At 59.1% G+C, this 13,488-nt stretch carries 10 protein-coding genes and 1 pseudogene; 7 read left to right on the top strand and 4 right to left on the bottom strand.

The genetic code is table 11. From position 1 onward, the window contains the following. Positions 1-100 precede the first annotated feature (100 nt). Together DD236_RS09135 and DD236_RS09130 are read left to right on the top strand one after the other, a co-directional pair. Positions 101-1,555, top strand: coding sequence for a hypothetical protein (locus DD236_RS09135; RefSeq protein WP_133246085.1), 1,455 nt, complete (start codon positions 101-103; stop codon positions 1,553-1,555). A gap of 2 nt (positions 1,556-1,557) precedes the next feature. Continuing rightward, a complete protein-coding gene (locus DD236_RS09130) occupies positions 1,558-1,941 on the top strand; it encodes an RNA-binding S4 domain-containing protein (RefSeq protein WP_109094044.1) in 384 nt (127 codons plus the stop codon). Positions 1,942-2,065: 124 nt separating this feature from the next. Here DD236_RS09130 and DD236_RS09125 read toward each other — a convergent pair. From DD236_RS09125 to DD236_RS09110, 4 genes and pseudogenes are all read right to left on the bottom strand, one after another. After that, positions 2,066-2,524: pseudogene (locus DD236_RS09125) on the bottom strand (response regulator); the annotation flags it as partial. Then, positions 2,521-3,993, bottom strand: a complete 1,473-nt coding sequence (locus tag DD236_RS09120; protein WP_109094042.1) for an ATP-binding protein — start codon at positions 3,991-3,993, stop codon at positions 2,521-2,523. The gene DD236_RS09120 and the pseudogene DD236_RS09125, both read right to left, overlap by 4 nt. A gap of 5 nt (positions 3,994-3,998) precedes the next feature. Then, positions 3,999-5,498, bottom strand: a complete 1,500-nt coding sequence (locus DD236_RS09115) for an SLC13 family permease (protein WP_109094041.1) — start codon at positions 5,496-5,498, stop codon at positions 3,999-4,001. Positions 5,499-5,559: 61 nt separating this feature from the next. Next, a complete protein-coding gene (locus DD236_RS09110; RefSeq protein WP_109094040.1) occupies positions 5,560-6,675 on the bottom strand; it encodes a heparan-alpha-glucosaminide N-acetyltransferase domain-containing protein in 1,116 nt (371 codons plus the stop codon). 147 nt (positions 6,676-6,822) lie between these two features. On the opposite strand from DD236_RS09110, the gene DD236_RS09105 reads away from it, so the two are divergent. From DD236_RS09105 to DD236_RS09085, 5 genes are all read left to right on the top strand, one after another. Continuing rightward, the gene (locus DD236_RS09105; RefSeq protein ID WP_165819878.1) at positions 6,823-8,484 is read left to right on the top strand and encodes an HNH endonuclease signature motif containing protein; all 1,662 of its coding nucleotides are present in this window, start codon (positions 6,823-6,825) and stop codon (positions 8,482-8,484) included. A 121-nt stretch (positions 8,485-8,605) separates the two neighbouring features. Next, positions 8,606-9,583, top strand: a complete 978-nt coding sequence (nrdF, locus tag DD236_RS09100; RefSeq protein ID WP_109094039.1) for a class 1b ribonucleoside-diphosphate reductase subunit beta — start codon at positions 8,606-8,608, stop codon at positions 9,581-9,583. A gap of 271 nt (positions 9,584-9,854) precedes the next feature. Further along, positions 9,855-10,895, top strand: coding sequence for a type IV toxin-antitoxin system AbiEi family antitoxin domain-containing protein (locus DD236_RS09095; RefSeq protein WP_109094038.1), 1,041 nt, complete (start codon positions 9,855-9,857; stop codon positions 10,893-10,895). Then, positions 10,879-11,793, top strand: coding sequence for a nucleotidyl transferase AbiEii/AbiGii toxin family protein (locus DD236_RS09090; protein ID WP_109094037.1), 915 nt, complete (start codon positions 10,879-10,881; stop codon positions 11,791-11,793). Before DD236_RS09095 ends, DD236_RS09090 begins: the two co-directional genes overlap by 17 nt. Positions 11,794-12,028: 235 nt before the next feature. Further along, the gene (locus DD236_RS09085; RefSeq protein ID WP_109094036.1) at positions 12,029-13,450 is read left to right on the top strand and encodes a dihydrolipoyl dehydrogenase family protein; all 1,422 of its coding nucleotides are present in this window, start codon (positions 12,029-12,031) and stop codon (positions 13,448-13,450) included. Positions 13,451-13,488 lie beyond the last annotated feature (38 nt).

Raw genomic sequence — 13,488 nt, 5'->3', positions numbered from 1 at the left:
CGTTAGGGTAAAATGTTAGAGTAGATCGGCGGAATTCCGCGGGAAACTCCCGCTACTGTAAACTACTATAAAAATGTTAGGGCTAAGGAGAGGGCTTGTGGTGAACCGGATACCTCGCGTCGTTGCCGCATTCTCCGTCTTGGTCCTCGCCGGCTGTGGACCCACCACCGCGGATCCAGATCCGGACCCGAGCGCTACTGCAACGGCCGCTGCTTCGGCCACACCGATTGAGGTTCCCGAAGGGACGCCGGAGATTGCCGGATTCACTCCAGTTTTCGCTGTCCAATACTCGGAGGAAGAGGGGCCAGGAGCCGATATTGGCGGGCAGGCTGCGGGTGACATTGGGATGGCTGGGCGAACGCCAAGCGCGGAGCCAACTCCGAGTGTTGAGACGACTCCCAGCACGGAACCTACAGTGGACGCTGAGGCCGGGCGCGTTGACGGTGTGGTTCGCTCGGACGATTATCTCCTTGTCTACTCCAACGACGAAGGTGATATGGCGCATCAGGTGACCGCCTACGATCTCACCAATGGCGAGCGCGAGTGGAGCCGGGTGGACCCGAACTGGCTGGACTGCCATATGGGCGATCCGGCGATCTGCATCGGCACGGAGTACTCCAACGGGGCATGGCAGAACGTATCGGCATCCGTGTTCGATAGTTCCACCGGTGACCTTCGATCAATAGAGGTGGGCGATGAAGGCACCTTCGCCTTCGTGGGAGCCTCCGAAGGCATCTCCTACTTCCTCACGTGGGACGGCACCCATGCGGTACACATGACGGGATTCGATCCCAGCGGGGCTCCCGTCATTGATAAGAACCTGCGCACTGACGTACCCGAGCCGCGAAACGTTGAAGCCATTCATGTATGGATAGGGAAGGGCAGGGTGCTCATCTCCATACCTGGAGCAGAGCCGGGCATTTATGTGGCTAGTGCCAACGCCTATGCAAACTACTCGTTATCCGAACCGTGCATATCGGCATCCGATGGAATCGCCTGTGCTGATGCGGCCAACCCCGACGTGCTACGGGCGATTGACAGCGTGGGACGGGAGAGGTGGCAGGTGGGGCTTGGCGGCGCCAGTTTGCTTGATTCTGCTGAGTTCTCCGGAAGTTTAGATGACCTTCAGGGACAGATGGGGGCGGTGGAGGATGATTCGTCGTCGTCGGAAAAATACCTGGTAGTAACCGGAAGTGACGTGACTACGGCGCAAAAGGACGGCTCCAAGCTGAATCTGGGCGAACGGGGGACCGTGGACACCGGGAGCGCGGACGTAACCGGGATCGATCTTTCTCATGACGCGACGTTGCTGAGCGTGGCCGAACCTGTGGAGGGAATCGGCGAGGCTTCGCCGCCCCAGATTGTCTCCTCGATACTCGTGGGCACGGACGGCGAGGTGGCCTCGAAGCTGCCACATTCACGCGCGAAGACGCTTGCCGATCAGGGCCTCTTGGGAGGCGAGGTTGTGCAGGCGCACACGCTGGCGTGGAGCGACGATGAGCTGATCTACACTGATCAAACCACCGGAATCGTAGCGGTATACAGGGCGGGATAACGATGGACTCTGTCAGGATTGACGTGTGGCTGTGGAGCGTGCGCCAGTGCAAAACTCGCTCGCTGGCTACGGCCGAATGCAAAGCGGGTCATGTGCGAATCAACGGAGAGCCGATCAAACCGGCCAGCCCGGTGAAGGTGGGCGATGAGGTGCGCTATCGGTTTGAGGGCTTCGACCGAATCCTTCGCGTGACCAAGCTTCTGAAGAAGCGAGTAGGCGCTCCGGTTGCCGCCACCTGCTACGAGGATCTCACTCCCGTGCGGCCCCGCGTTGCCATGCCTCCCGTATTGCGGCGCGAACCCGGCACCGGCCGGCCCACCAAGAAGGAACGCCGCGAGTTAGATCGGCTACTCGGCTACGATCCGAACTTCGGGCATCGGGAGTAACGGCTGGCGGCCCAGAGGCCTAGCTTCGGGTAAAACCGGGCAGAGAGCCGGAATCTCCGGAGGCGGCCTTACGCTGGCCCGTGAGCATGCTGCGCGAATCTCCGTGCCCGATATCGCTCATCATCTCCATCGCCCGATCATGCTCCAGCAAATTGACGTAGCTGATGGGGTTGAGGCCGCAGGCCTCCACGTAATCGGTGAGCTGGGTGCGCGTGACTGAGAGCAGTTCATCTGCCGCCCACGGCTTCGCGATGTAATGATCTAGCTGGGCGTTGTTGATAGCCCGCACGGTATCGTCCAAGTCCGCCTGCCCCGTAACAAGCACCTTGCGGGTTTCAAGCGTTTCAGGGTGGCTTGCCATCTCCACCAAGAAATCCACCCCGGTTGTGCCCGGTAGGCGGTGATCGCACAAGGCCAACGCGAGGCGGTCCCCATCCGTTTGGATCTCGCGGATCACCTCCCAGGCATCTGCCACATCTTCGGCCGGTTCCACTCGCGCCACGGGCATCAGGACGGAGAGATCGCGCATGAGAGCATCACGGACCTCGGGTTCATCCTCCAAAACTAAAATCGCTAACTTCAATGATCCTCCTCAGGTTGGGTTGCCGGCAGGTCAACGGTGACGGTGGTTCCGGTAGTTCCTTTAGTCTGCGACGTTACACGCATCGTACCGTGGTGCTTACCCACGATTGAAAGCGAGATTCCCATCCCGATTCCCATGCCAAATCGTACTTGACCCGATTTGGTTGTGAAGCGCGGCTCAAAGATGTGCTCGAGGATATGAGGAGGAATACCTGGGCCGTTATCAATGATCTCAATGCGGACCCAGCCCTCATGGGGCGTGGAGGTCCGGATGGTGATAGCGGAGGCGGGGGCTTCGGCAGAGTTCGAGAGGACATTGGTCCATAGCTGGGCGAGCTGACCCGGCTGGCACTCGATGGCAGGAACCTCATCGTATTCGCGAGTAACTTCCGTATCGCGAAGTTTATGCGATAGGAGGCGGATCGCATCGTCAATGTTGGTATGGAGATCTACCCCGGTGATCGGATCGCCGTCCGGCCTAGCGTAGGAGCGCAGGGAAGCCACGAGGCTGGTGATCTTGGTTGATGCCGAACTGAGGTTTCGCAGATGCGTTCCGATGGACGCCGCGTGGCCCACCTGATCCAGCCCCATGCCAGAGCGGCGCTTGAGCTGGCGAGCTAGCTCCGGATCGTGGATGCCTGCCAGGATGAGCTGCTGGGCCAGAGTGGGATCACCAAGGGCTTCAGCCATCTCTTTCTTCAGAGCGCGTTCCTCACGGGCGGAGAGGGACGTTGATTCCAATGCGGCGCGGATGGTGCCAGTGGCCTGATCCGCCCACTTCTGATCGGGGACCGAAGAGAGCAAGGCTAGGACATCGGAGAATAGGTAATCCGCAGTTCGATCGATCGCGGCGAGGGGATTGTTGAGTTCATGTGCGATTCCCGCCGCGAGGGAACCTAGAGAGACCAAACGCTCTTGGGAGACTAGCTGGGTACGGGCTTCCTCAAGGTTGGTGAGGGCCGTCGCGAGCTGGGCCCGCTCCTTCTCGAGTTCGGCGGATAGCTGGACGTGCTCAACATGGAGTTCATCCGCGCGGCGCAGGCGCATATCCAGCGAGCGGATCATCAGTACGGCCGCCAGCAGCGAGGTAGTTGGCCGCTGTTCCACCACCGTCTTGAATTGCTCAATCGTGAGCTGAACGCACGTGATCTCCGAGGTTGTTCGCGCGGTGGTCTTAGCATTTCCACCCTCAGTCAGGGACATCAGGCCAATTACTCGCCCGGTGGATGCTTCGTGCAGAGTGACGTCACCCGCGGCCGCGACCGAATCGTGGATCAGCGCGACCTTACCCCGTAAGACGAAGGTGACCGTGGAGGCTGGTTTGCCCCGATGGGTAAGCGTTGTTCCTTCGGGAATTGTGAGGCGGGGTTGGGGTCCGAGTGCATCCTCAATGGAACCGAGGATCTCCTCGACAAGCTCCCTATCTGTGTAGGGCACATCGAAAATATGCAGGTGCGGATCTGTGGTCATGCCCGTTATACCAATCCCATCGCTGCCCAAATTGATGGCATCGCGAATGCTAGGAGCAGCGTGGAAACCAAGCCCACAATTACGCCCAGTATCGCCATATTCTTAACCGTACACGTTCCCGTGGAAAACGCGATCGCGTTGGGAGGAGTGGAGATAGGTAGGGACATTCCCAGCGAGCATGCAATGGCAACCGTAACGGCCAGAATTGCCGTATCAATCCCGGGTAGGGACATCGCGAGAGAGATGGACACGGGAACAAGGAGGTTAGCCGCGGCCGAATGGGACATGACGTTGGCGAACCCTAGACCGATAAAGCTCATCACGGCCGTGACTCCGATCGCGCCGAGCGTTTCCCATCCGATGGAACCCACGAGCCATGCGTCAAGGCCGGTGGCACCAATACCCGTTCCTAGCGCGATACCACCAGAAACCAGCCAGAGCACAGGCCAATCCAACTTCTTGATGTCATCGCCATTCATTACTCTCAGGCAGAGAAGCATGGCCACTGGGACGAAGCCAACCGTATTCGAGGAGATTCCGTGGAGCGGTTCCGTCATCCACAGGAGGATTGTTAGCGCGGCCGTGGCGTAGAAGATCTTCGCTTTGGGTGTGACGTTCCACGAAGCGTTCATCTCCAGCTTGATCGTGATGTGCTTTGGGATGAAGATCGCACAGATCAGGAACCACGAGGCGATCAGAATCAATACTGTAAAAGGCCCCGCCAAGATCATCCAGTCGATAAACGAGACGTGGATGCCGTCCGCTTCGAGGGCACCTACCGCGATCGCGTTGGGTGGCGTTCCCACCGGTGTGGCGATGCCGCCAACGTTGGCTGCCAGAGGGATGGAGAGTGCTACGCCGGAGCGCGCCCGCTTGTCCGATACCGCTGAAAGTATGGGAAGAACCACGGCGAACATGGTGGCCGTGGTTGCCGTGTTGGACATGAACGCAGAAAGCAAACCAGTGATGAGCATGAGACCCAGCACCGTGGAACGGGCTGACCCGGAGAATGGTCTGAGCATGACGGCCGCAATGTTCTTGTCTAGGCCGTACTTCTCTGCTCCGTCCGCGATCATGAATCCGCCGAGGAAGAGGATGATGACCGGGTTGGCAAGCGCGGCGAAATAGCTTGCGGCGGGAAGTGCTGCTTCGGCCAGAGCGGGATCCGCTGCCGTTGGATCGGCTATCGCCCCTTCGGCAATCAGCAGCACCTCAAGCAAGATAACCAGAACAGCAGTTGCTGTAAGTGGAACGGCCTCAGTGATCCAGAAGATGACTGCAAGCAGGAAGATCGAGAGCATGCGCTCCCCGGGCTCTGCCAGATTCGGAATATCGAAGAAGAAGGGAAGGATGAAGACGCCGATACCAAGCACAAGCCCAGTCTTTTGGACCGCCGTGAGGGTTGTGGTGGGGCTACCCGAAGAAGATGGGGCGGGATGGGGAGCGCGCTTCGGCAGCACTCGCCGGCGTTTGGAGCTAGTGGCACCATTGTCAGAGGAACTCATGCGGTTAGCATAAGGAAGATTGTGACCTCCAACATGGGCCCTTTGGCGTACATTCCGCGCTCTAGCTAGCCGCCTTCATCGAAACCTTCCACATAATCCATTCCAGCGGCCCGCGCCGAGCGTAGTGCTTCCACGCCGTGGCCACGATGATCGTCCCGCCGATCAGCCACAGCACCGGCGCCCACGATGCGCCACCTATCCATTCGGGGTGGAATGCCACGATGAGGACATGGAAGGTATATGCGGACAGTGACATCGATCCGGACGCCGCCACCGGATAGAGGACGTTTCGTGCAAGGGCACCGCCCAACAGGCACAGGCCGATAATTGCGATGCCCACTCCACCCGAAGCGATCGCCTCAAAAGGTGTGTTCGAATGTGGCTCCGCAACAAGCCATTGCTCGGGGTGCAGCGGGGTCCAGGAGGGTTGGAGGGATGGGCCGTCGTCGTTAATAAAAGGGTTGACAAAAGCACTCGTAAGGGCAGCGCTCAAACCGTAACCCACGAGGGCGAGGCCTGTGCCTGCGGCGAGTAGCCATTTCTGAACGCGGCGGGCCGTGGCATCGAGGCGGCCGATCCCCATGCCTGCGATCACGTATGCCATGTAAGTGAGACCTGGGTAATGGCCCGAGATGAATGTGTTGACCACGAAACCGTTGGCGTCACCCGATTCCCAGAGGCCGAGGTTTTCCATCACCCATGTGATGAGCGGGAGGAGGGTTGGGCCGATAATCGCCCACGCCGCCGCGATGGCGAGGAGTGTGCGCGGGCCGAGGCGCGTGAAGGGCAATGCCGCCACGAACCACGCCGCGTAGAAACCCAGAATGACGGCGATCTGTGTGCCTAGCACCGAGAGGAAACCCGCGATTACCAGCAGAACCGCCGCGCGGGCGAAAATTCGAAGGCGGGCCGTTCGCATCCGTTCGCCACCGTAGGGGACGTTTCTGCCCGTGAGAATCGCGACCGAGACGCCCGCTAAGAGCGCGAAGAGTATCGAGGAGCGGCCGTCCGGAATCGCGAGGATGATGCCGCGAAGGCCTTGGACGTCATCGTGGGAGGGCGCCACATGCGCATAGAACATGCCGAAAATCGCGAGAGCACGGGCTATGTCGAGGCCGCCGATTCGGCCTTCGTAGCGGTTTGGCGCTGGGGTGGACGTTTTGGGGCCGGTTTCCATACGGGTAAAGGTAGACCGTCTTGTGGGGGAATGCGAGTGTTGACGCTTGGGTGTGGGTGTGGGTGTGGGTGTGGGTGGGGGAAGTTGGGGGAAGAAAAGGTGTGGGAGGTGTGGAATAGGGTGAAGGAAAGAGAGGAGGTGAGGGTGATGGAAACCTTATTTGGATCTGTAGCGGATCAGGGGCCGCCGGGGGTGCCTGATGGTGGCCCGTTTGCTCGGGAGAAAGAGCTGATGCGTGAGCTGGCTCGTGCGTGTTCCGGTTTGGACCTGGCTGGCGCGGATCGAGAAGAGGCCGTGGGCCTACTCGCGGCGTTGAAGCGTGTAGAGCTTGCGGTGAGCGGGGCCAAGCTGGCAACGATCGGGTACGTGGAGCAGCTGGAAGAGGCTGCGGCTCGGGAATTGCGAGAGGCGAAGGCTGCTGGACGGGAACCGGATGTGCCGGGCGGGGCCGGCAAGAAGACCACTGGTGAGGAGCGGAGCGTCCACGACACCCTAACCAAGGAAGGTAAGCAGGGACGGGCGAAAACTACACGGGAGATGAAGCAGGCGAGGTCGCTTGCCGTGTTCCCGCTGTTTGCGAAGATGATTCGTGAGGGGCGTCTGTCTTGGGATTATCTGGACGTGCTGGAAAGGGAGATTCCCAAGGCACAAATTGGTCAGGTTCAGGATGCTGAGGAATGGTTCGTGAATCAGGCGATGGGTGAACCCGTGGACGAGTTTCGCAAGACCATCAAAGTATGGCAGGTGACGCACCACCCGGAGCGCGCTGTTGAAAGCGCGCGGCGCCAAGCGAGGCAGGAGAAATTCTGCGTGTTTCCCGATGGTGATGGATTCCGGCTGGCCGGGTGGCTCGGGGCGATGAACGGGACGATACTTGTTGATGCGCTCCGTGGAGCGGTGGGCGTGCCGCACCGTGACGATGACCGGCCTCGCGAACTGCGGAATGCTCACGGGCTCATGGATTTAGTGGAGACTGGAGCCAATGGTGGTGCTGGGAACCGTGCTGCTGGCGGTGGCCCTCGACAGCAGATCATGGTGACTGTTCCTCTGGAAACACTTGTCCAGACCGAGCGGGCTGTTCGGGCCGGGTGTGGTGAGTTGGAGCGAGCAGAGGGTGATCGGGAAGCCGGGGATATCGGTGTTGCCGGGCCTACAGCGTACGCTGGAACTGCGGAGGAGGCGTCGTCGTCGGCGCAAAATACGTGCCCAACAACCGGTGGCGGGCTGGGGCGGCGTGGTGAGTGCCTAGATTCCCGGGAAGAACTGTCCGAGGAACTGGGCCGGGCGCTCGCGGTGATACGGGCCGGATTCGATCCGGCGATGATGGAAGGGCATTCTCCCGGGGTGTTGCCCGATGGGAGGCCGGTGGCGCCCTCGCGGTTAGCCGGAATGCTGTGCGATAGCGATGTTGCGCGTGTTGTTCTTAGCAGCCACAGTGAGCCGATCGATCTGTCTCGAAAGCAGCGGCTATTTAGCCCACGGCAGGTCCGAGCGGTCAGGGTTCGGGATCGAAGATGCCGGTATCCGGGCTGCGAAAGAGGGCCGGAGCTTTGCCAGGTTCACCATGCCCAAGAGCACGAGCGAGGTGGCCCAACCACTATGGATAATGCCGTGCTGCTCTGCTTCCACCATCACGATTACATTCACGATGAGCAGATTACGATCACTCATCATGTTGGAGGCTTCGTGTTTTCTGCCAAGAGTGGAGCTGTGATTGGTGTTTCTAGGAATGAGACATATGCGCGGGTCCAGGAAAGCGGCGAAAGTAAGTGTGGTGGAGGTGATGGCATTCTCGCAGAGGTTGCGTAACTATTGGGGGTGGACACGTTTCACAGCGGGCAAGTCTTAGGGTCGGTACTCTAACGCAGGTGCTTGTGCTGAAGGCTGCTGCAGGTGAGACAATGGATAAACGCGCGACCAGAGGAGAATGATGACGCCACCAAAGCTCAAGCTTGTTGATCGGGTTCAGGCCATCAATTGGAATCGTTTGGATGATGAGAAGGATCTTGAGGTCTGGGATCGGCTCACCGGAAACTTCTGGTTGCCAGAGAAGATCCCGCTGTCTAACGATATTCAGTCGTGGAACACACTGAAGCCGCACGAGCAGGAGATGACCACGCGCGTCTTCACGGGGCTTACCTTGCTCGATACTGTTCAAGGGACCGTTGGTGCTGTCTCGCTCATTCCCGATGCCGTGACGCCACACGAGGAGGCGGTGTACACAAACATCGCATTCATGGAGTCTGTGCACGCCAAGTCGTATTCCTCGATCTTCTCAACCCTGATTTCTACTGAGGAAATTGACGAAACCTTCCGCTGGTCTGAGGAGAACGAGTTCCTGCAGACTAAGGCGAAGATCATTCTGGATTACTACCGTGGGGATGATCCAGAGAAGCGCAAAGTTGCTTCCACGATGCTGGAGTCTTTCCTGTTTTACTCGGGCTTCTATGCGCCGATGTACTGGTCCGCGCACGCGAAGCTCACCAACACCGCCGATCTCATCCGCCTCATCATCCGTGACGAGGCCGTTCACGGGTACTACATCGGATACAAGTACCAGATGGCTGTTGCCAAGGCTTCCCCGGAGCGGCGGGCCGAGCTTCAGGACTACACCTACTCTTTGCTCATGGATCTCTATGACAACGAGGAAGGCTACACGGAGTCCCTGTATGACCAGATGGGGCTGACGGAGGACGTCAAGATGTTCCTTCGTTACAACGCGAATAAGGCCCTTATGAACCTCGGCTACGAAGCGCTGTTTGGCCCGGATCAGACGGCCGTGAATCCCGCGATTCTTGCCGCGCTATCTCCAAACGCGGATGAGAACCATGACTTCTTCTCGGGGTCAGGCAGCTCGTATGTGATCGGAACGGCCGAAGCTACTACAGACGATGACTGGGACTTCTAGGACCACTATTGGGAGTTTAGTGGCAACATAGCCTGTTACTAACCGGAGGCCCCAATTTCCGCGACTTACCGTGGAAGTTGGGGCTTCTGCGTGCCTCCGGTTGTCACCGAAGGAGTGCGAGTATGAATGCGCAATCCGGAAACAGGTGGCACGCGAGGATGAAGATGCAGGCTCGGGACCGGGCGAGCTTGACGGGAGGACGTGGCGCGCCTCGTCTTCTATGTGAGAATGAAGGCTTGGAAAGTATCTACCAGATCGATACAATCAAAGTATGAAAGCGGGTGATGCACTTCGAGAGCTAACGGATATCACTGCCAACCAGTGGGGCATGGTGACGACCGCCCAAGCAAATGCGCTTGGCATAACTCGTCTCACGCTTTCTCGTCTTGCCGAGGCTGGACAGCTCGAACGTCTGGCGCACGGCGTGTACAAGGACGCCGGTGCACCTGACAATGAATTCGATGGCCTCCGCGCAGCTTGGCTGGGTACGGAACCGAAACGACTTGCGGAGGATCGTATCAGTGATGCGGCGGGGGGAGTCGTGGTGGCGAGCACCTCGGCGGCATCCCTTAACGGAGTTGGCGACTCTTGGACCGGTCGTCATGAGTTCGTCGCTCCAACTCGTCGCCAAAGTCAGCAGGAGGGGATCCGCTTTCGGCAGCGCAAACTCACGGACCGTGATGTCACAATCATTCACGGCCTCCCGGCGATGCGGATCGAGCGGACGCTGGCTGATCTACTCGAAGACCTCGGAGACCAGAGTCTGGTAGCTGATGCTCTAGGTGCCACAATGAAGAAGTACTCCATCGATGTCGATCGCCTGAGCGAACTGCTGAGTCCTCTCGCCAAGAGAAGCGGATTCGAGAAGAATGACGGCGCCGCACTCCTCGACCGGCTGGCGGAAATTGCTGGGCTTGACCTCGGATCCGTCGCCCGTCGTATCACCGCCAATCCCGTCCTCGGCGCATGGGTAGCCGCTGAGTATCTGAAGAATATCCTGTCTACAGAGCCGAGCGAAGGCTTTCGCAAGATCATGGCGGAGATAAAGCTGCCCACACCGGCTATAACGGACGAAGTCGCAGAGGCCGTCCAACGCGCACTACGACCGCATTTCGATGCCATCTCCAAGATGCGGCCTTCAGCCGAATCACTCGGCCTCACCCAGTCCTTCACTGACGTGCTAAACCCGCAGGTGCTCGCGAATCTGTCACAGCAATGGACGAAGAACATGACTTACCCTTCAGCCCCAGAAGCTCAACCTGAGGGTACATCGCGAACCAGCTCCGAGGAGGATCATGACGCAAGCGAATGAGCGTTACGGGACGGCGCGAGGTGTTGAGGCTGCAATCAAAGATGCAGCAAAGAAGGCAGCAGCAGTGGACCCCACGCTCGATACGAACAAGCGAATCCAACTGGAGTACTTCAACCGCTTCCTCAGCCGGATCTTCTCCGAAGGTGCGGAGTCAGAATGGGTACTGAAGGGTGGAACGAGCATACTTGCGCGGATCCCTTCAACTCGTTCCACGAAAGACATCGACCTTTACCGAGAGGGGTTCACCATTGAGCAAGCGCTGGCAGACCTGAAGCGCCTGGCCGCGATCGATCTTTACGACCACTTCCGCTTCGAATACCTGGGATACGAGACTTCGATTGGTGCTGACAAGCAGCCATACACCGACGGCTACCGCGTCACCTTCAACATCTTCATCGGTGTCACAGGCAAGGGTTCGCTACACATTGACCTCGCAGTGGGTGCGGGCATGACTGACCAAGTGTCCACTGCAACTTCGGCAACCGCACTCGAACTCCCACGGCTCACTAGCAACCCGTATCGCCTATACCCGGTAGTTGACCAGATTGCCGACAAGGTCTGTGCAACTATGGCCGATTACGAAGGCCGGCCTTCAAGTCGTGAAAAGGACCTTGTGGACCTCGTTGTGTTCGCTGTCACTCAAGACATCGATGGGGATGCGCTCACTCTTGCACTGGAGACGGAACGCCGGCGGCGCCAGATGGAGCCATTTTCTGCGTTTGCCATTCCGCCCACCTGGGGGCCAGGATATGTGAAGCTGAGCAAGTCCGTCCCATGCTGCTCGGACTATCGAACAGTAGGAGCGGCGGCGGAACTTGCTTCCCAACTCATCGATCTGGCGCTTACAGGGCGAGCCGGTGGGAGGAAGTGGACGCACAAAGAGTGCCGGTGGGTGTAATCGACCTTCCTGCGTTGAGTTTCAGGTTTTAGAATGGAACCGTGCCGGAGGCGTCCCGTTCGGGTCACCGGGAAAGAGTTCTCCAACGTTTGACCCTACGGCCCATTCGATGGGGCACGAAGGGGCGCGAAAATTCAACATTCGGCGAAAATCCGTGGGAAAATAAGGGTCTGACGAGTCTTGGAACCTCTAAGAGCAGTATCAGGACTTCTAAAGAGTCCCAGAAGGAGCACTCATGAGCACCGCAGCTTCAAAGACAACTGATTATGACCTGATCGTCATCGGTGGAGGTGCGGTTGGCGAGAACGTCGCTGACTATGCCACGCAGCAGGGCCTTCAGGTGGCCATTGTTGAATCGGAGCTGGTGGGAGGTGAGTGCTCCTACTGGGCGTGCATGCCATCAAAGGCACTTCTACGCAGCGGTAACGCCCTCCGTGCCGCACGCCGGCTTCCCGGCACGCGCGAGGCCGTGACGGGTGAGCTCGATGTGCGCGCAGTCCTAGAGCGGCGTACCACCTTTACTAGCGGGTGGAAGGATGACGGGCAGGCCAAATGGGTGGAATCCGCGGGCATCGAACTTATTCGCGGGCACGCCACTGTCACCGGTGCCGGCCAAGTAAAGGTTGACGGCCGCATGTACACGGCTAGAGCCGTTGCCCTAGCCACGGGTTCAGTCCCACACATCCCCGAGATAGACGGACTGGCCGAAGCTCAGCCTTGGGGTACCCGCGAGGCCACCTCTGCCAAGACAGTTCCGCAGCGGCTCATCGTCCTAGGCGGCGGCGTTGCCGGAACAGAGATGGCGTTCGCGTTCTCCTCCCTCGGCGCCCACGTGACCGTCCTATCCCGCAGCGCTCTGCTTTCCCATGAGGAGCCTTTCGTTGGCGAATGCCTTGCGGATGCATTGACCGCCGAGGGGGTTGATGTGCGCATTGGCGCCACCCCGAGCCACATTGATCGCGATGCCGAGGGCCTCGTGACCGCTACTCTAGAGGACGGCTCTACCATTCAGGCGGATGAGATCCTTGTTGCTACGGGACGGACTCCAGCAACGGATGGGCTTGGACTTGATTCGCTTGGACTTGGCGGTAACGAAGGCCTTGCCGTTGACGACACGATGCTTGTTAAAGGCACAGACTGGCTCTACGCCGTTGGCGATGTCAATGGGAGAGCGCTTCTTACCCACCAAGGCAAGTATCAGGCGCGCGCCGCGGGTGAAGCGATCGCCGCCCGATTGAACGGCACCCAGGTACAGGATCAGCCATGGGGCCGCCACGTGGCAACGGCTGATCACACCGCGGTTCCCCACGTCGTGTTTTCCGATCCAGAAGTCGCATCAGTGGGCAAGACAGAGGCGAAAGCACGCGAGGCAGGGCTACACATCAAGACCGTTGAGTATGACTTAGGGAGCATCGCGGGTTCGAGCCTGCAGGCTGATGATTACGCCGGGCGCGCCAAACTTGTGGTTGACGAGGACCGTGGCGTTATTGTTGGCGCCACATTCATCGGGCAAGATGTGGCTGAGCTTCTACATTCGGCAACTATTGCGATTGTTGGCGAGGTCCCAATCGATCGGCTGTGGCACGCCGTCCCGTCCTACCCAACGATCAGCGAGGTCTGGCTGCGGCTGCTCGAAACGTATACAAGCCAAGGCTGACCCAGACGCGGCAAGCCGCTATGCTAACGGAATGTACC

It is taken from the genome of Ancrocorticia populi, assembly GCF_003123745.1.
Lineage (GTDB): Bacteria > Actinomycetota > Actinomycetes > Actinomycetales > Actinomycetaceae > Ancrocorticia > Ancrocorticia populi.
This window is presented reverse-complemented; position numbering and strand designations above follow the sequence as displayed.

Bases quoted from the DNA above. Each gene is read 5' to 3' on its own strand.
- DD236_RS09130 (WP_109094044.1), top strand. From the start codon at position 1,558: ATGGACTCTGTCAGGATTGACGTGTGGCTGTGGAGCGTGCGCCAGTGC.
- DD236_RS09120 (WP_109094042.1), bottom strand. From the start codon at position 3,993: ATGACCACAGATCCGCACCTGCATATTTTCGATGTGCCCTACACAGAT.
- DD236_RS09115 (WP_109094041.1), bottom strand. From the start codon at position 5,498: ATGAGTTCCTCTGACAATGGTGCCACTAGCTCCAAACGCCGGCGAGTG.
- DD236_RS09110 (WP_109094040.1), bottom strand. From the start codon at position 6,675: ATGGAAACCGGCCCCAAAACGTCCACCCCAGCGCCAAACCGCTACGAA.
- DD236_RS09105 (WP_165819878.1), top strand. From the start codon at position 6,823: ATGGAAACCTTATTTGGATCTGTAGCGGATCAGGGGCCGCCGGGGGTG.
- nrdF (WP_109094039.1), top strand. From the start codon at position 8,606: ATGACGCCACCAAAGCTCAAGCTTGTTGATCGGGTTCAGGCCATCAAT.
- DD236_RS09095 (WP_109094038.1), top strand. From the start codon at position 9,855: ATGAAAGCGGGTGATGCACTTCGAGAGCTAACGGATATCACTGCCAAC.
- DD236_RS09090 (WP_109094037.1), top strand. From the start codon at position 10,879: ATGACGCAAGCGAATGAGCGTTACGGGACGGCGCGAGGTGTTGAGGCT.
- DD236_RS09085 (WP_109094036.1), top strand. From the start codon at position 12,029: ATGAGCACCGCAGCTTCAAAGACAACTGATTATGACCTGATCGTCATC.